The 17,134-nt window shown below is 62.5% G+C and carries 19 protein-coding genes; 13 read left to right on the plus strand and 6 right to left on the minus strand.

The genetic code is table 11. From position 1 onward, the window contains the following. Positions 1 to 30: 30 nt before the first annotated feature. Positions 31 to 2,022: a cation:proton antiporter gene (locus J2X56_RS23575; RefSeq protein WP_039784052.1), complete on the minus strand. Its 1,992-nt coding sequence runs from the start codon at positions 2,020 to 2,022 to the stop codon at positions 31 to 33. 50 nt (positions 2,023 to 2,072) lie between these two features. On the opposite strand from J2X56_RS23575, the gene J2X56_RS23580 reads away from it, so the two are divergent. The 8 genes from J2X56_RS23580 (at position 2,073) to hpf (ending at position 8,144) form a co-directional block, all read left to right on the plus strand. Beyond that, positions 2,073 to 2,399, plus strand: coding sequence for a hypothetical protein (locus J2X56_RS23580; RefSeq protein WP_209584731.1), 327 nt, complete (start codon positions 2,073 to 2,075; stop codon positions 2,397 to 2,399). After that, positions 2,396 to 3,424 (plus strand): KpsF/GutQ family sugar-phosphate isomerase, encoded by a 1,029-nt coding sequence (locus tag J2X56_RS23585; protein ID WP_310163169.1) that lies wholly within the window; start codon positions 2,396 to 2,398, stop codon positions 3,422 to 3,424. The genes J2X56_RS23580 and J2X56_RS23585 overlap by 4 nt, the downstream gene beginning before the upstream one ends. Next, complete coding sequence (locus J2X56_RS23590; protein ID WP_034331440.1) at positions 3,424 to 3,978, plus strand: HAD family hydrolase; 555 nt, start codon at positions 3,424 to 3,426, stop codon at positions 3,976 to 3,978. The genes J2X56_RS23585 and J2X56_RS23590 overlap by 1 nt, the downstream gene beginning before the upstream one ends. Next, positions 3,975 to 4,583, plus strand: a complete 609-nt coding sequence (gene lptC / locus J2X56_RS23595; RefSeq protein WP_034331443.1) for an LPS export ABC transporter periplasmic protein LptC — start codon at positions 3,975 to 3,977, stop codon at positions 4,581 to 4,583. The genes J2X56_RS23590 and lptC overlap by 4 nt, the downstream gene beginning before the upstream one ends. A 51-nt stretch (positions 4,584 to 4,634) precedes the next feature. Next, positions 4,635 to 5,261, plus strand: a complete 627-nt coding sequence (gene lptA, locus J2X56_RS23600) for a lipopolysaccharide transport periplasmic protein LptA (protein WP_121045786.1) — start codon at positions 4,635 to 4,637, stop codon at positions 5,259 to 5,261. 2 nt (positions 5,262 to 5,263) lie between these two features. Further along, positions 5,264 to 6,007 (plus strand): LPS export ABC transporter ATP-binding protein, encoded by a 744-nt coding sequence (lptB, locus tag J2X56_RS23605; RefSeq protein ID WP_121045785.1) that lies wholly within the window; start codon positions 5,264 to 5,266, stop codon positions 6,005 to 6,007. Between the two features lie 131 nt (positions 6,008 to 6,138). Then, positions 6,139 to 7,629 carry an RNA polymerase factor sigma-54 gene (locus J2X56_RS23610; RefSeq protein ID WP_209535174.1) on the plus strand — a complete coding sequence of 497 codons (1,491 nt, stop codon included), beginning with the start codon at positions 6,139 to 6,141 and terminating at the stop codon, positions 7,627 to 7,629. Between the two features lie 152 nt (positions 7,630 to 7,781). Beyond that, positions 7,782 to 8,144 carry a ribosome hibernation-promoting factor, HPF/YfiA family gene (hpf, locus tag J2X56_RS23615; RefSeq protein WP_034331451.1) on the plus strand — a complete coding sequence of 121 codons (363 nt, stop codon included), beginning with the start codon at positions 7,782 to 7,784 and terminating at the stop codon, positions 8,142 to 8,144. Positions 8,145 to 8,206: 62 nt separating this feature from the next. On the opposite strand, the gene J2X56_RS23620 is transcribed toward hpf, so the two are convergent. Beyond that, a complete protein-coding gene (locus J2X56_RS23620) occupies positions 8,207 to 8,353 on the minus strand; it encodes a hypothetical protein (RefSeq protein WP_157845661.1) in 147 nt (48 codons plus the stop codon). Between the two features lie 161 nt (positions 8,354 to 8,514). Between J2X56_RS23620 and grxD the strand changes: the two genes are divergently transcribed. Next, positions 8,515 to 8,826 carry a Grx4 family monothiol glutaredoxin gene (gene grxD / locus J2X56_RS23625; protein ID WP_039784040.1) on the plus strand — a complete coding sequence of 104 codons (312 nt, stop codon included), beginning with the start codon at positions 8,515 to 8,517 and terminating at the stop codon, positions 8,824 to 8,826. A gap of 22 nt (positions 8,827 to 8,848) precedes the next feature. Beyond that, entirely contained in the window at positions 8,849 to 9,451 is a 603-nt protein-coding gene (locus J2X56_RS23630) for a UbiX family flavin prenyltransferase (RefSeq protein WP_034331455.1), read from the plus strand. Between the two features lie 88 nt (positions 9,452 to 9,539). On the opposite strand, the gene J2X56_RS23635 is transcribed toward J2X56_RS23630, so the two are convergent. After that, positions 9,540 to 10,298 (minus strand): SDR family oxidoreductase, encoded by a 759-nt coding sequence (locus J2X56_RS23635; protein ID WP_121045782.1) that lies wholly within the window; start codon positions 10,296 to 10,298, stop codon positions 9,540 to 9,542. Between the two features lie 161 nt (positions 10,299 to 10,459). After that, entirely contained in the window at positions 10,460 to 13,141 is a 2,682-nt protein-coding gene (mdeB, locus tag J2X56_RS23640) for an alpha-ketoglutarate dehydrogenase (RefSeq protein WP_310163185.1), read from the minus strand. A gap of 307 nt (positions 13,142 to 13,448) precedes the next feature. Here mdeB and J2X56_RS23645 point away from each other — a divergent pair, with 307 nt between their 5' ends. Then, positions 13,449 to 13,928 carry an Lrp/AsnC family transcriptional regulator gene (locus J2X56_RS23645; protein ID WP_006461679.1) on the plus strand — a complete coding sequence of 160 codons (480 nt, stop codon included), beginning with the start codon at positions 13,449 to 13,451 and terminating at the stop codon, positions 13,926 to 13,928. Positions 13,929 to 14,024: 96 nt separating this feature from the next. Here the strand turns inward: J2X56_RS23645 and J2X56_RS23650 are convergent, their stop codons facing one another. Continuing rightward, positions 14,025 to 14,546 (minus strand): response regulator, encoded by a 522-nt coding sequence (locus J2X56_RS23650; protein WP_121045780.1) that lies wholly within the window; start codon positions 14,544 to 14,546, stop codon positions 14,025 to 14,027. 236 nt (positions 14,547 to 14,782) lie between these two features. Here J2X56_RS23650 and J2X56_RS23655 point away from each other — a divergent pair, with 236 nt between their 5' ends. Then, a complete protein-coding gene (locus tag J2X56_RS23655) occupies positions 14,783 to 15,214 on the plus strand; it encodes a hypothetical protein (RefSeq protein WP_134134428.1) in 432 nt (143 codons plus the stop codon). Positions 15,215 to 15,240: 26 nt separating this feature from the next. Here J2X56_RS23655 and J2X56_RS23660 read toward each other — a convergent pair whose 3' ends face one another. Continuing rightward, entirely contained in the window at positions 15,241 to 16,119 is an 879-nt protein-coding gene (locus J2X56_RS23660; RefSeq protein ID WP_134134430.1) for a GyrI-like domain-containing protein, read from the minus strand. A gap of 145 nt (positions 16,120 to 16,264) precedes the next feature. On the opposite strand from J2X56_RS23660, the gene J2X56_RS23665 reads away from it, so the two are divergent. Further along, positions 16,265 to 17,125: a CPBP family intramembrane glutamic endopeptidase gene (locus J2X56_RS23665; protein WP_310163192.1), complete on the plus strand. Its 861-nt coding sequence runs from the start codon at positions 16,265 to 16,267 to the stop codon at positions 17,123 to 17,125. The last annotated feature ends 9 nt before the right edge of the window (positions 17,126 to 17,134 follow it).

Consider the following 17,134-nt stretch of genomic DNA (forward strand, 5'->3'; position numbering starts at 1 on the left):
TGCGCATCGGCTGCCAGCGGCGCTCTCCGGCTATTTGCTGAGCAGGCGTTTTTCGGCGCGCAGGATGGCTTCGGAACTGCCGCGCAGCACCACGATGTCGCCGGCCATCAGTTCGGTGTCTTGCGGCGCTTCCAGCCGTTGCTTGCCGCGTCGCAGCATGGCGACTTCGGCACCACATTGGGCCGGCAGGTCGATGTCGGCCAAGGTGTGGCCGATGGCGCTGGCACCGCCGATGAGGGTGACCGATTGCAGACGCACGTTCATGCCCACGCCATCGGCTTCGGCATCGGACATGCCGTGGAAATAACCGCGCAGAGAAGCGTAACGTTCATCGCGCGCATCCTGCACGCGGTGCACCACGCGGCGCAGCGGCACGCCCAGCATCACCAGCGCATGCGAGGCCAGCATGAGGCTGCCTTCCAGCGCTTCCGGCACGACTTCGGTGGCACCGGCGGCCAGCAGCTTTTCCAGGTCGGCATCATCGTGGCTGCGCACGATCACCGGCAGCTCCGGTTCCAGCTCGTGGGCGTGATGCAAGACTTTCAATGCCGAGGGTGTGCTGGCATAGGTCACCACCAGCGCCGCCGCGCGGTGGATGCCGGCGGCCACCAGGCTCTCGCGCCGGGCGGCATCGCCGTAGGAAACATTGGCGCCCCCATTGCGGGCGTCCTGCACCAGTTCCGGATCCATCTCCAGGGCGTGGTAGGCGATCCCCTCCTCTTCCAGCAGGCGCGCCAGGCTCTGGCCGCTGCGGCCGAAGCCGGCGATGATCACGTGCTTCTGCACACCCATGGTGCGGGTCGCCAGTTGCGTCAGGGCCAGCGATTGCAGCATCCATTCATTGGCCGACAGCTTCATGACGATGGCGTCGGACTGGGCCAGGATGAAGGGCGTGGCCAGCATCGACAGCACCATCGCGGCCAGGATCACCTGGATCAGCATGGGATCGACCAGCTTGAGGCCGCCGGCCTGGCTCAGCAGCACGAAGCCGAACTCGCCGGCCTGCGCCAAGCCCAGGCCCACGCGCAGCGCCACACCGGTGGTGGAGCCGAACAGGCGCGCCAGTCCGGCGATGAGGGCAAACTTGAGCAGGACCGGCCCGGTCAGCAGCAGCAACACCAGGAACCAGTGATCCACCAGCGTGCGCACATTGAGCAGCATGCCGATGGTGATGAAGAACAGGCCCAGCAGCACATCGCGGAAGGATTTGATGTCTTCTTCCACCTGATGCTTGAACTCGGTCTCGGAAATCAGCATGCCGGCGATGAAGGCCCCCAGCGCCAGCGACAGGCCGGCCTTCTCGGTGATCCAGGCCGCGCCCAGGGTGATCAGCAGCAGGTTCAGCATGAACAGTTCCTGCGAGCGCCGCTTGACCACGATGCGGAACCAGCCGCGCATGAGCTTGCTGCCGAAGAACAGCAGCAGCGCCAGCACCACCAGCGCCTTGCCCACCGCCCAGCCCAGCGTGACCATGATGTTGCCGGAATTGTTGGCCAGCGCCGGCACGACGATCAGCAGCGGCACCAGCGCCAGATCCTGGAACAGCAGCACGCCGAGGATGCGGCGGCCGTGTTCGGTCTCCAGCTCCAGCCGCTCGGTAAGCAGCTTGGAAACGATCGCCGTGGACGACATGGTCAGCGCCCCGCCCAGCGCAAAGGCCGCCTGCCAGCTGACGTTGGCGAACTGCGGCAGCACCATGGCCGCGCCCCAGGCCACCAGCATGGTGGTGGCAATGGTCGCCGCCACCTGTGCCACGCCCAGGCCGAAGACAATATGGCGCATGGCCGAGAGCTTGGAGAGCGAAAACTCCAGACCGATGGAAAACATCAGGAACACCACGCCGAACTCGGCCAGCGCATGGGTGGTTTCATTGTCCTCGGCAAAAGCCAGGCCGTGCGGGCCGATGATGATGCCCACCACCAGGTAGCCCAGCATCGGTGGCAACTGCATCATGCGGAAGGCGACCACGCCGAGGACTGCGGCAGCCAGAAGGAAAAGGGTCAGTTCCAGTCCGGAAAACATTGCTGTTGGGGTTTCTTGTCAAAAGCCGCCGGGCTGCGGCGAGGTTCGATATGAATGAATTTGTAAAATTGGCAACGCACCAGCAAAAGGCAGTTCACCTGACCAGTGTGCAATATGAAGGAAAGCCTTGGGCGGCGAGGCGCGAAATCGCCTTGAAATTCATACGTGTGGCTCCACAACAGCAGCGTAATTCACCGCGACCGGAAGCCCTCCGCGCCTGCTGCGATGCCATGCCCCATCCCGGCGATGGCCGGAAATCCCCCGTGGCAGCGGTGCTGCGGCGCGATGCAACGCTGCATATCACGTCAAATCCGGCAGCATTCCCTTACATCTGGCAAGTTTTTTGCTTTGCTAATTCGTTTATACTTCGGTTATGAGTGTAACCGATGACAAAACCACGCCTGCATCTTTTTCGGCCGGGGCTGCCCGCCGTGCCATCGCACTGGCACGCCAGACCCTGCAGATCGAAGCCGATGCCATCCTGGCCCTGAAAGACCGCCTGCGCGACGACAGCGCCGAACCCCTGGCACTTGCCGTGCAGACCTTGCTGCAATGCGAGGGACGTGCGGTGGTCTCGGGGATCGGCAAGTCCGGCCATGTCGGCCGCAAGATCGCCGCCACCCTGGCCTCTACCGGCACCCCCTCGCTGTTCATGCATCCGGCCGAAGCCGCGCACGGCGACTTGGGCATGGTGACGGCGCGCGATGTCTTCATTGCCATTTCCAATTCCGGTGAAACGGCCGAGCTGCTGGCCATCGTGCCCATCGTCAAGCGCATGGGTGCGGTGATCATCGCCATGACCGGCAATGACCAGTCCACTCTGGCCAAGCTGTCCGCCGTCCACCTCAACGTGGGCGTGGCGCAGGAAGCCTGTACCCTCAACCTGGCCCCGACCGCCAGCACCACGGCCACGCTGGCCATGGGCGACGCGCTGGCGGTGTCGCTGCTGGATGCGCGCGGCTTCGTCGAGGAAGATTTTGCGCGCTCCCATCCCGGTGGTGCACTGGGCCGCCGCCTGCTGACCCACGTGCGCGACGTGATGCGCAGCGGCGAGGCGATTCCCGCCGTGCGCCCGGACGTGTCGCTGTCGGCAGCGCTGATGGAAATCACCCGCAAGGGCATGGCCATGACCGCCGTGGTGGATGAGCAGTTCCGCCCGGTCGGCGTCTTCACCGACGGCGACCTGCGCCGCCTGCTGGAGCGCGGCCAGGACTTTTCCAAGTTTTACATCGCCGACGTCATGCATGCCAATCCGCAGACCGTCAACCAGGACCAGCTGGCCGTGGATGCCGTGCAATTGATGGAACAATTCCGCATCAACCAGCTGCTGGTTACCGATGCGGCCGGCGTGCTCACGGGCGCGCTGCACATCCACGATCTCACTCGCGCCAAGGTGATCTGATGAACGCGCCAGCCTTCGCCAGCACCCTGCCCGCTGCCGCGCTCGCCAAGGCGGCAACGATCCGCCTGATGATCTTCGACGTGGATGGTGTGCTCACCGATGGCGGCCTGTTCTACGGCGAGGACGGCGAGGCCTTCAAGCGCTTCAACGCGCTCGATGGCCACGGCATCAAGATGATGCAGCAATACGGCACCGCTGCCGCCATCATCACCGCGCGCCAGTCGCCCTATGTGCTGCGCCGTGCGCGTGATCTCGGCATCGCCCATGTATTCCAGGGCATCCACGACAAGCGCCAGGCCTTCGAACAGCTGCTGCAGCAGGTGCAGTTGACGCCGCAGGATTGCGGCTACCTGGGCGACGACATCATCGACCTGCCGGTACTGACCCGCGTCGGATTCAAGGCCTGCGTGGCCAACGGCCATCGCGAGGTGAAGTCGCGCAGCGACTACGTGACACAGGCCAGCGGCGGCCATGGTGCCGTGCGCGAGATCTGCGACCTGGTGCTGGCTGCACAAGGCAACTACGAGGCGGCCCTCGCGCCGTACCTGGCATGAGCGGGCGCAGCGGAGAACGCAACGCCGAGCGCATCCGCCTGGCGGTGATCCTGGTGATCCTGATCGCCGGTGCCCTGGGCAGCTTCTGGGTGATGCAGGCCATGCGGGCCGCGGGTGACCAGCAACCGGCGCAGCGTCCGCGTGGCAAACCCGACTACTACCTGGAAAACTTCAACTACGTGCGCATGGGCCCGACCGGTCTGCCGCGCTATGACGTTGCGGGAACGAAGATGGTGCACTACCCCACGGATGACTCCTTCGAGATCACCAAGCCGGTGGTGCACAACCTGGACCAGAACCAGGCACCGATGGAGCTTTACTCGGATACCGCGCGCGTCACCGACGACCAGACGCAGATCCACATGTACGGCAACGCCAACGCCATCCGCGCGCCCTACAAGGGCCGCGAGCAGATGCACCTGGTGTCGGAATACCTGCTGCTGTTGCCTGACGATGAAATCGTCAAGACCGACAAGCCGGTGGCCATGACCATGGGCACCACGCGCCTGAACGGCGTGGGCATGGTGGCCAACAATGCGACCCAGGTGGTGCAGCTGTTCGGCAATGTCCGCGGCTATTACGAGCCCACTCCGAAGAAACGCTAAGCCGGATGACTCCGGGATAAAAACGCCAAGAACCGATCAGACAGGAACCCAATGAAACGCTCATTCTTACTGCCGATGCTGATGCTGGCTGCCGTGTGCGGCGTGGCCAACGCCGAGAAGGCGGACTCCACCAAGCCGACCAACATCGAGGCAGACCAGATGGTCTACGATGACGTGCGCCAGGTGAAGACCTTTACCGGCAACGTGGTCATGACCCGCGGCACGCTGATCATCAAGGCCGGCCGCGTGGTATTGACGACCGACCAGTACGGTTATGAAAATGCGGTGCTGTATGCGGCCCCTGGCGCGCTGGCCAACTTCCGCCAGAAGCGTGACGGCGGTCCCAACCTGTGGATCGAAGGCCAGGCCGAGCGCATCGAGTATTCGGAGCAGACCGAAATCTCCAAGCTGTTCCAGCGCGCGCACATCCAGCGCATGGACGGCGATCGCATCACCGATGAAGTCAACGGCGAATTCATCTCCTATGACAGCCGCGCCGAATTCTATTCCGTGAACAACACCGCCACCGGCGAGAGCAAGCCGGGCGCAGGCCGCATCACTGCGGTGATCCAGCCCAAGAATCCGCCGCCGGCAGGCAGCACCGCGCCGGCCCAGCCTGCGGGCAAGAACAACGCTGCGCAGCCTGCAACGCGTCGCGACAGCGGAAAGGACCAGTGACAATGGTAGCCAGCTCGCTGGTCGTTCGCGGCCTGAAGAAAAGTTATGGCGCGCGCCAGGTGGTGCGCGATGTCTCGATGGAATTGCGCAGCGGCGAGGTGGTCGGCCTGCTCGGCCCGAATGGTGCCGGCAAGACCACTTCGTTCTACATGATCGTGGGGCTGGTGCCCTCCGATGGTGGCGAGATCGACCTCGATGGCGCGTCCATTTCGCGCATGCCGATCCACAAGCGTGCCACCATGGGCTTGTCCTACCTGCCGCAGGAAGCCTCGGTATTCCGCAAGCTGACGGTGGAAGACAATATCCGCGCCGTGCTGGAACTGCGCCAGGAAGAGGGCAAGCCGCTCTCGCGCGATGAAATCGAAGGCCGCCTCAACAACCTGCTGCACGAACTGCAGATCGAGAAGCTGCGCGAAAGCCAGGCGCTGTCGCTCTCGGGCGGTGAACGCCGGCGCGTCGAGATCGCCCGCGCACTGGCCACCGATCCGCGCTTCGTGCTGCTGGATGAACCGTTCGCCGGTATCGACCCGATTGCCGTGATCGAGATCCAGCGCATCGTGCGCTTCCTGAAGGAACGCGGCATCGGCGTGCTGATCACCGACCACAACGTGCGCGAAACGCTGGGCATCTGTGATCGCGCCTACATCATCAACCAGGGCACGGTGCTGGCCAGCGGCAATCCGGAAGAGATCATCGCCAACGAGTCGGTGCGCCGCGTGTATCTGGGCGAGCATTTCCGCATGTAAGCGGTGCAGTCGGCTTGCCCGATACGCTTGAAGAAATACAGAGTGCACATCACGTAATACGCAACAAGCAATACGCAATACGCAACGACCGGCAGAGCAACCAGCGGGCCACGCCGCTTTCAGAAAGACAGATGAAACAGTCGCTCCAGTTACGTACCTCGCAGCACCTCGCATTGACGCCGCAACTGCAGCAGTCGATCAGACTGTTGCAACTGTCGACGCTGGAACTGCACCAGGAACTGGAACAGATCCTCTCCGATAATCCCCTGCTGGAACGCCTCGACGACGCGCTCGACAATTCGGTACGTCTGCTGGCCGATGGCGCGGTCTCCAGTTCGCCCTCCAGCGGCGTTGCCGAAACCAGTCACGAAGGCAGCGGCGAAGCGGCCCCGGCCGCCAGCGATGGCGATTCCAGCTTCGACTACCAGGACAACGCGCCGGAAGCCGGTGTCACGGGGGATGCCGACTGGAGCTTCGACGACGTCGCGCGCAGCGGCAAGTCGCCAGACGATGATGATGCCCGCCCGCAACTCGAAGCGCACGAACTGACCCTGCGCGAACACCTGCTGGAACAGATCCGCGTGACCGCACGCACCCTGCGTGATCGTGCGCTGCTGGAACTGCTCACCGATGCGCTGGACGAGAGCGGCTATCTGGAAGAGCCGCTCGAAGACATCCTCGCACGCCTGCCCGAAGAGCTGGGCATCGACATGGAAGAGCTGTCGATTTCGCTCAAGCTGCTGCAGAGCCTGGACCCGGCGGGTGTCGGTGCGCGCAGTGCCGGCGAATGCCTGGCCCTGCAGATCCGCCGCCTGCCCAAGATTCCCTTCGTGACGCGCAAGCTGGCCTTGAGGATCGTGGAGGATTACCTGCCGCTGTTTGCACAACGCGATTTCAACAAGATCAAGAAGGCACTGGATTGCGATGACGAAGACCTGCGCGAAGCGCAGGCGGTGATCCGCCAGTGCCGTCCGCATCCGGGTGCGGAATTCGCGCGTGATGCCTCGGACTATGTGGTGCCGGACGTGATTGTCAAGCAGACAAAGAACGGCTGGCAGGTCATGCTCAACCATGAGGTCATGCCCAAGCTGCGCGTCAATGCGATGTATGCCAGTGCATTGAAGCAAGCCAAGGGAGAAGGTTCGCTGTCGTCGCAGTTGCAGGAAGCCAAGTGGCTCATCAAGAACATGCGGCAACGTTTCGATACAATTTTGCGCGTCGCGCAGGCTATTGTGGAACGTCAAAGAAACTTCTTTTCACATGGGGCAGTGGCCATGCGCCCCCTTGTGCTGCGTGAAATTGCTGATACACTGGGTCTACACGAGAGCACCATCTCTCGCGTGACGACTCAGAAATACATGCTCACTCCGCATGGAATGTTTGAGTTGAAATACTTCTTCGGTAGCCATGTCGCGACTGAAACCGGAGGTGAAGCATCCTCCACCGCGATACGGGCGCTGATCAAACAGTTGATAGGAGCCGAGAACCCGCAGACCCCATTATCCGATAGCAAGATTGCGGATATGCTGGCAGAACAAGGCATGGTGGTCGCGCGACGCACAGTCGCCAAATACCGCGAAGTGTTGAAGATTCCGCCGGTCAATCTCCGCAAGTCCCTCTGAGTTTTTCCTCAGTTTTTCTGCAGTACCGTTGCTGTGTTCAGGCAAGCATCCGACTGATGCCCGCGCCATCCGACACGAAGACCGTGCCCGTGGTACAGCTGCAGCAGGATCGATTGCACGAACCTCCAGTGACTTCACGATAGGAGTCTTGTATGAATCTGACCATCAGTGGACACCACCTCGAACTGACCCCCGCCATCCGGGAATACGTGCAAAGCAAGCTCTCGCGTATCAAGCGCCATTTCGACAACGTGATCGACGTCAGCGTGATCCTGAGCGTAGATAAACTCACAGAAAAGGAAAAGCGCCAAAAAGCGGAAATCAACGTCCACATCAAGGGGAAGGATCTACATGCGGAAAGCATCGCACACGACCTCTACGCTGCCATTGACACGCTGATCGACAAGCTCGATCGCCAGGTCATCAAGCACAAGGACAAGTTGCAGGAGCATCACTCCATGGCCAAGCGCCTGCCGGACGAAACGCCGGAGGATGCGGTGGCCGGAGCGGCATAAGCCAGGACACCCTCGGCAAGCCACCTCGCAGCCGCAAGGCTGCTGAGAAAGCCAGCCGAATTTCATGAGGAAGGGGCGCGCAAGCGCCCTTTTTCATTTGCGGCCGCCGAACTGGCCAAGCCTGTGGAAAAGATATAAATCATTGCGTAAAGCAACTTTTCCACCGCCGCTGCTGACGATGATGCAAGGGACGGCTTGAATGTCTTCACGGCACCCTCATCTTCAACACAAGAATTTGCATACGATATAAATTATTTCCTCGATGCAATTTTTTGCCCGTTCAGACAGGCCACCAGCATGCAGGCGATTTCAACGCGCCCGCCGGCTTTTCCCTATAATGTCGGGCAATCCCATTTTTAAAGGCACAGCCATGAGCGACGTCCAATCCTGGATCAAAGAAACCGTGACCCAAAACCCCGTGGTGCTGTTCATGAAGGGCACTGCACAGTTCCCCCAATGCGGCTTTTCCGGCAAGGCCATCCAGCTGCTGAAGGCCAGCGGTGCCGAGAACATCGTCACCGTCAACGTGCTGGAAAGCCCGGACGTGCGCCAGGGCATCAAGGAATACTCGAACTGGCCGACCATTCCCCAGCTGTACGTGAAGGGCGAATTCGTCGGCGGCTCCGACATCATGACCGAGATGTACGAGTCCGGCGAACTGCAGACCCTGATCAAGGGCTGAGTTTTACTTGCCTGACTGACTCATGAGCAGTTCTTCCAGCCAGCCGCGCCAGCGCCTGATCGTTGCGATCACCGGTGCCACCGGTGCCATCTATGGCGTGCGGCTGCTGGAGCATCTGCGCAAGCATGGCCAGGTGGAAACGCACCTGATGGTGTCCGAAGCTGGCGTGCTCAATCTGCATCAGGAACTGGACATGCGGCGCAAGGATGTGGAAGCGCTGGCCGATGTGGTGCACAACGTGCGCGATGTCGGCGCCTGCATCGCCAGCGGCTCGTTCGCCTCCACCGGCATGGTGGTGGCGCCCTGTTCGATGAAGACCCTGGCCGCCGTAGCGCATGGACTGTCCGACAACCTCATCACCCGCGCTGCGGATGTGGTCCTGAAAGAACGCCGCCGGCTGGTGCTGATGGTGCGCGAGACTCCGTTCAATCTGGCCCATCTGCGCAACATGACATCCGTCACCGAAATGGGCGGCGTGATCTTCCCGCCCCTGCCCGGCTTCTACCAGCGCCCTGCTTCCATGGAAGAGATGGTGGACCACACGCTGGGACGCGTGCTGGACATGTTCGGGATTTCCATGCAGTTGACGCCGGAGTGGAAGGGCATGAAGGGCGGGACTGAGTGATGCGTTAACCCTTATCACGTTCGGGCAAAGAAAATTGGCCGCAGCTCATCACTGCGGCCATTTCTTCATCTGGCGAATATAAACCGGCTCACCCCCGCCCGATATACGGCATCTTGGTCGCCATCACCGTCATGAACTGCACATTGGCCTCCAGCGGCAGGCTGTCCATGTAGAGGATGGCACGGGCCACGTGTTCGGCATCCATGGTCGGCTCGACCTTGGTCGAGCCATCAGCCTGGAGCGTGCCCTTCTTCATGAGTGTAGTCATGTCGGTGGAGGCATTGCCGATATCGATCTGCCCGCAGGCGATGTCATAGGCGCGGCCATCGAGCGAGGTGGCCTTGGTCAGCCCGGTGATGGCGTGCTTGGTGGCGGTATAGGAGGCCGAGAACGGGCGCGGTGCATGCGCCGAGATCGAGCCGTTGTTGATGATGCGCCCGCCGCGCGGCGACTGATCCTTCATGATGCGGAAGGCTTCTTGCGTGCAGAGGAAAACGCCGGTCAGGTTGATGTCCACCGCCGCCTTCCACTGCTCCACGCTCAGTTCTTCCAGCGACACCGGCGGCGCAAAGATGCCGGCATTGTTGAAGAGCAGGTCCAGCCGTCCGAAACGCTCGCGGGTCCTGGCGAAGAGCTGCTTCACCGAGGCCGGATCGGTCACGTCGGCCGCCACCACCAGCGCGTTGGCACCATGTTCGCCGGCCAGCTTGACGGTCTCTTCCAGCGCATCCTGGCGGCGTCCGGCCAGGGCGACGCCATAGCCTTCGCGCAGCAGCGCGAGCGTGATCTGCCGGCCGATGCCGGAACCTGCGCCGGTCACCAGCGCGATACGTTTGGGTGCAGCCATCGTGTGTACTCCTCACTCACTGTAGGTCATGGACGATGCGCATCACGGGGCCATAAAAAAACCGCCCGTGATGCACGGGCGGTTTCACTATAGCAAACACGGCGGCGGGCCAGATGAGAGATTTTCAATCCGGCTGGCCACCGTTCATCTATCGCTCCACTTCATACCGAGGACGACAAGGGCTTGTTCATATCGATACCCAATGTACGCGCTGCTTCTTCAAGCCGCGCACGTTCATCGACCCATACTTCACACAAGGCCGTATAGGCAATCCAGCGCGCATCGATCTCGAAGAAGTCCCGCAAATTCACCCGCGTATCACTGCGGCCAAACCCGTCCGTCCCCAGCGTCACATAGGGTGCCGGCACGAAGGCGCGAATGCTCTCGGGCAAGGTACGGATGTAATCGCTGACCGCAATCACGGGCGCCACACTGCCCTGCAATTGCGCTGTGACATAGGGCTGGCCATCGCTGCCCGACAAGCGCTGTGCGCGTTGTGCCGCCACGCCATCCCGCGCCAGTTCGGTATAGCTGGTCACGCTCCACACCTCGGCCTCGATCTGCCAGTGCTGCTGCAGCAGCGCAGCCGCCGTCACGGCTTCCTTGAGGATGGGGCCGGAACCCAGCAGCCGCACTGGCGCCCCGGGCTTGCGGCCGAGACAGTACATGCCGCGCAGGATGCCCTCCTGCACGCCGTCCGGAAGACTGGGCTGGGCCTCGTTCTCGTTGGTGACGGTGATGTAGTAGAAGACGTCATCGCCGCGTTCCATCATGCGCCGCATACCCTCATCCAGGATCACCGCCAGCTCATAGGCATAGGCCGGATCATAGGACACACAGTTGGGAATCGATGCGGCCGTCACCAGACTGTTGCCGTCCTGGTGCTGCAGTCCTTCGCCGCCCAAGGTCGTGCGGCCGGAGGTGGCACCGATCAGGAAGCCGCGCGCACGCTGGTCCGCCGCCGCCCAGATCAGGTCGCCGATGCGCTGGAAACCGAACATCGAGTAGTAGATGTAGAACGGCAACATCGGCGTGCCATGCACCGAATACGCGGTGGCCGCTGCCGTCCACGAGGAAATCGCTCCCGCCTCGGTGATGCCCTCTTCCAGAATCTGGCCATCCTTGGCCTCGCGATAGTAGAGGATGGAACCGATATCCTCCGGCTCATACAACTGCCCCTGCGAAGAATAGATGCCGACCTGGCGGAACAGGTTGGCCATGCCGAAGGTGCGCGCCTCATCGGCCACGATGGGCACCACATACTGGCCGAAGTCCTTGTCCTTCAACAGGTTGCCGAGCTGGCGTACCAGCGCCATGGTGGACGACATTTCCTTGCCGTCGGCTTCCAGCGCGAACCTGCTGTGCGCCTCCAGCGGCGGCACGGTACGCCGTGCATCGCCCGCATGGCGGCGCGGCAGGTAGCCGCCCAGTGCGGCACGGCGTGCATGCAGGTGCTTCATCTCCGGGCTGTCATCAGCCGGCTTGTAGAAAGCCAGCTCACGGCATTGCTCATCGCTCAGCGGCAGCTTGAATCGGTCACGGAATTGCAGCAGGCTTTCCTCATCGAGCTTCTTCTGCTGGTGCGTGGTCATCTTGCCCTCGCCCGCCGCGCCCATGCCGTACCCCTTCTTGGTCTGCGCCAGGATCACCGTGGGCTGGCCGCGATGGCTGGCCGCTGCCTGGTAGGCCGAGAAGATCTTCTTCATGTCGTGGCCGCCACGGCGCAGGCGATTGATTTCCTCATCGGTGAGGGTGGCACCGATGGCACGCGTGCCCGGTGTCTGGCCGAAGAAATGCTGGCGATTGAACGCACCGTCATTGGCGGCGAAGGTCTGCAATTGCCCATCCACCGTGCGGTTCAGGGCATCGACCAGTTCGCCGTCCTTGTCACGCGCAAACAGGCCATCCCAGTCCGAGCCCCACAGCAGCTTGATGACGTTCCAGCCGGCACCGGCAAACAGCGTTTCCAGTTCATCGACGATGTGGCCATTGCCGCGCACCGGACCATCGAGCCGCTGCAGGTTGCAGTTGACCACGAAGATCAGATTGTCCAGCTTCTCGCGCGAGGCCAGCGAGAGTGCGGCCAGTGACTCGGGCTCATCCATCTCGCCATCGCCGAACACGCCCCACACCTTGCGCCCCTGATCCTGCAGCAGGCCGCGATGCTCCATGTAGCGCAGGAAGCGCGCCTGGTAGATGGCATTGATGGGACCGATGCCCATGGAGCCGGTCGGGAACTGCCAGAAATGCGGCATCAGCCAGGGATGCGGATAGGACGACAGTCCCTGCCGTCCCACGCGCTTGGCCTCGATCTCGCGGCGATAGTAGGCCAGGTCTTCTTCGCTCAATGCACCTTCAAGAAACGCGCGCGCGTAGATACCCGGCGCGGAGTGCGGCTGGAAGTAGACCACGTCACCGGCAAACTGCGCATCGCGCGCACGGAAGAAATGATTGAAGCCGACCTCGAACAAGTCCGCCGCCGAGGCAAAGCTGGCGATGTGCCCGCCCAGCTCACCGTAGGCGCGATTGGCGCGTACCACCATGGCCAGCGCATTCCAGCGCATGATGCTGGCGATGCGTTCCTCGATGGCCTGCGCGTCCGACCCGCCGGGAAAAGGCGGCTCCTGTTCAGGCCGGATGGTGTTGACGTAGGGCGTATTGCGCGCATCGCGCCAGTTCACGCCCCATTGCTGGGCCGCCGCCGACAGCCGCGAGAGCAGAAAGCGCGCGCGTTCCGGGCCGGCTTCGGCCAGCACGCTCTGCAGCGCTTGCAGCCACTCTTGGGTTTCCTGGGCATCGAGGTCGATATCCTTGGGGATATCGCTGTCACTGGGGCGGGACATGTCCACTTCCTGTTCTCCTGTCTGGGCGCGCCGGGCCGCTCGCCTGCAGTCAGCACAAAACATGCCGGCACTGCAATCGCTGCTATGCAAAGAGACAAAAAGCCGGTAAAACACAGGCCGCGCCATCCGTCTCCCCGCGCCCGACGCCTTTTCGGTCTTGTTGTCGTTGAGGGCTAGCTGTGTGATGGAACCACCGGCTTACGATACGCCGGATGCCCCGGCATGAGTCACTTAAAATTGCAAGTTGCCGTACAATATTCAGCATCCAGTGCTGCGAAACTGAAACTGACAGAATTAAATTTCGATAATGGAACTCGATACCACCGATTTGCGCATCCTGAACATCCTGCAGGAGAACAGTTCGATCAGCAATCTGGAGCTGGCCAGCCGCATCAACCTCTCGCCCTCGCCGACTCTGGCCCGGGTGAAGCGCCTGGAAACCGAAGGCATCATCTCGCGCTATGTGGCGCTGGCCGATCCGCACCTGCTGGGCCTGAAGGTGAACGTGTTCGTCAAGGTGATCCTGGAGCGCCAGGGTGCCGAAGCACTGGCCCAGTTCGAAACGGCCGTGAGTGCCTTCGATGAAGTCATGGAAGTCTACCTGATGACCGGAGACGAGGATTATCTGCTGCGCATCGTGGTGCCGGACCTGCTGACGCTGGAGCACTTCATCGTCGACCACCTGACCAAGATCCCCGGCATCAAGAACATCCGCTCCAGCTTTGCGCTCAAGCAGATCAAGTACAAGACCGCCCTGCCCACGCCCAAGATCAAGACGCGGCGCTGAGCTGAGCTGAGCGCGAAATCGCGCCTGCGCTGCCATGGCGGAAAAAAGGGCCTTGCGGCCCTTTGTTTGTTTTTACGCCAAGCTGCAGCACGCAGTTCAGTGTGAGCGCCCGCCTTGCGGAGAGCCATCTTCCTGGCGCCGCTGCGGATGCCCGGGCAGACCGGCCAGCGCATCGCGCATCACGTCTGCGGACAACGGTGCCGCGGCCTCGCTGACATCACACCAGCGCTCCACCATCTCCACCACACACTGCGCATAGTGTTCGCCATCGACCGGCTTGGGCAGGTATTCGGTCGCGCCGGCGGCCAGCGCCTCGCGCTCGCCCTCGGTCTCGTAGGAAGGGAAGACCACCACCGGCGCTTCAGCCAGATGCTTGCTGGCGCGCAACTCGCGCAGCAGCTGCAGGCCCTCGCCGCATTCCATGTCGGACTCCAGCAGGATCAGGCTGGGTGCAATGTCATCGCCCTGGCGGCGTCCCTGCAGCAGGCAGCGACGCGCCGTGGCCAGGTCAGGACACGCACGGAAGGCGCAATGCAAGCCGGCACGCCACAAGGCGAAGCGCGCCAGTTCAGCGGCCTCCTGGCTGGGGTCGATCATGATGATGCTGGGAAAGCTCATGCTGCGGGGGACAGTCCTGTAAGAAGTGCACAAGCCACGGGATGGCTACAGCAAACGTTTTACAGGAGTGATGACCACTGCGGCATCGGGAAATTCCTGACCGCCGCCAATCTGCTGGCTGACGCGCCGTCAGGATTTCCCCGATCGCCAGCCCCGCACAGGATGGCTACAGTGACAACCTCAATGATCCGCTCCACCCGGATCCGCCCATCTCCGCACCAAGGAAGCCCCCGCCGATGCTGCCGTTTGCCAAAGTCCGAGTCCCTGTCCCCACTGCCTTGCTGGGCAAGGTCGAGCTGTATGTCAGCAGCTGCACCCGCATCATCACCGGGCGTTCCGATGCCATGCAGGACTGGGCGAGCCTCAACGCCAGTCCGCGCAAGGTACTGGAGTGGTTCGCCACGGCAGGTTTCGCAGCCAGCGGAGAAGCAGCGGCGCTGGCACCTTTCCAGCCGTGCGCTGCGCGCCTGGCCAGCCTGGACCAGCTCAAGCATCGCGTCCGCCCCGCGCTGGCGATCCCGCGCTTCTGGCAGCTCGACGGCAGCAACTATGGCTTCGATGCCAGCCCGCACCTGTCCTATTGGCTCGCTGTGAACGAAGCTTCCTTCGTCCCGCTGCTGGTGCCCACGCACCAGATGGCACACTTTTCGCGCGCTCTGGTGGCGTGAAGTTTCTTCCCGTTTTTTGAGCGGCCCTATTTCAAGGGCAGGTAGATATCCGTCAGCAGCTCGCCCGGCGGCGTATCGGGCAGCAGGTTGAGGTAGTGGAAGTACAGCGGGAAATCCCGCAGTTCCTCGCCGCTCTCCGGCAGCCACTGGCGATACAGCGGATAGATGCTCTCGCCCAGCCGGTCATGCGCGCCCGCATGCCGTACGCGCGCGCAGCGCCCGCCGGGAATCAGGAAGGCTTCCACGCCTTGCGGATTGTCCGGCACGTCCCCTTCCACCTCGCCGCAGATGCCGAAGCGGAATTGCTCCGGGGGCGTGGTATCGGGATTGTCCCAGGCCAGACCAAAGGTGCGACAGCGGTCCACCGGTGACAGGCCCGTGGCCTTGCGCCAGTCGATGAACTGCCCGACGGTGCCATTGAGCTGATTGACGGGACCGCGATGCGTAAGCATGGCGATGCGGATGGATTCGACGTTGACGATCTCGGCTTGCACGTCCACTTTCCTTTCAGGGATGCGGAAGACGAAACGCTCGTTCCAGGAGGGCCAGTCGGGTGTGCGCCGGAACTGCGAGGGCGACTGGCCGAAGGCACTCCTGAAAGCGCGCGTAAACGATTCCGGATTTTCGAAACCGGCTTCGAGGGCGATGTCGATGATGCGCCGCTGCGGCTGGAAGGCCAGTTGCAGGCTGGCATGCTTCAGGCGCATCAGCAGGATGTAACGCGCCACCCCGACGCCGGTGAAATCGGCAAATTGCCGCTGGAAATGGAACCGCGAAAAATGCGCGACGGCCGCCAGCTGCTCCATCTCCAGGGGCGTATGGAGATACGCCTCGATATGGTCGAGCACGCGCTCGAATCGGGCTTGATAGCGGGCCTGGCTGCTGGTTTTGCGGTCGTCGTTCATCGGTTCCTCGGTTCACGGGACGTACTGTGCAAGAAAGCGCGCCACAAATCCTGACCGAAATTGCGCATCGTCATCAGAACCTCTGGCAGTCTCGATGGCCGTCATGTTAAAACACGGGATTCGTCGCGTTCCGCCTTTTTATCCGATGCCTTCCGCTCTCCTCTTGATGCTGGCGATCTGCAGCGTCTGGTTGCCCGCCCTGCCCTTGCCTGCTGGCCGCCCCCTCGCGCCCTGGCTGCCGCTGCTGGTGCTGGCCCTCGCGCTGGGACTGCATGACGGCCAGCTCGATGCCATCGCCGTCGCGGGCATCGTCCTGTTGGGGTTCGCTGCCCGGGGCACGACCCATGCGCCACACGCATGGCAACGCCGCAGTCTGCTGGCGTTCACGCTGTTGCTCGCGCTGCTGCTGGCCTTGCATCGCTGGCCCGGTTTCCACAATGTGCTGGTGATCCCGTCAGCGGCCATCAGTGCGGATGCGCGGCCCTTCATGCTGTTCGCCAATCTCGACAAAGGGAGTGCCGGACTGCTGTTGCTGGCGCTGCTGGCCCCACGCTGCCATGCGTGGCGGGAATGGCGCGAGAGCATCGCCAGGACGCTGCTGCCGGGCCTCGCGACGATCGTGCTGGTGATGGGCGTGGGCTGGTTCACAGGTCTGGTCAAACCGGCACTGAAGTGGCCTGGCTTCACGGTGGAGTTCCTGGCCATCAACCTGCTGTTGACCGTGGTGGCCGAGGAAGCCTTCTTCCGCGGCGTGATCCAGCAGCGTCTGCAATCCGCCTTGCAGGGGATGCGTGGCGGTAGCGGACTGGCGCTGATGGCGTCGGCATTGCTCTTCGGAGCCGCGCATTTCGGGGGCGGCATGACCTATGCGGCGATTGCCGGGCTGGCCGGTCTCGGCTATGCGTGGGTGTTCCAGCGCAGCGGACGGATCGAGGCACCGATCCTGCTGCATTTCACGCTCAATGCGGTGCACTTCCTCGCGTTCACCTATCCGGCGCTGGCCTGAGTCGCGCTC

The sequence above is a fragment of the Herbaspirillum sp. 1173 genome (assembly GCF_031455335.1).
Classification (GTDB): Bacteria; Pseudomonadota; Gammaproteobacteria; order Burkholderiales; family Burkholderiaceae_D; genus Herbaspirillum; species Herbaspirillum huttiense.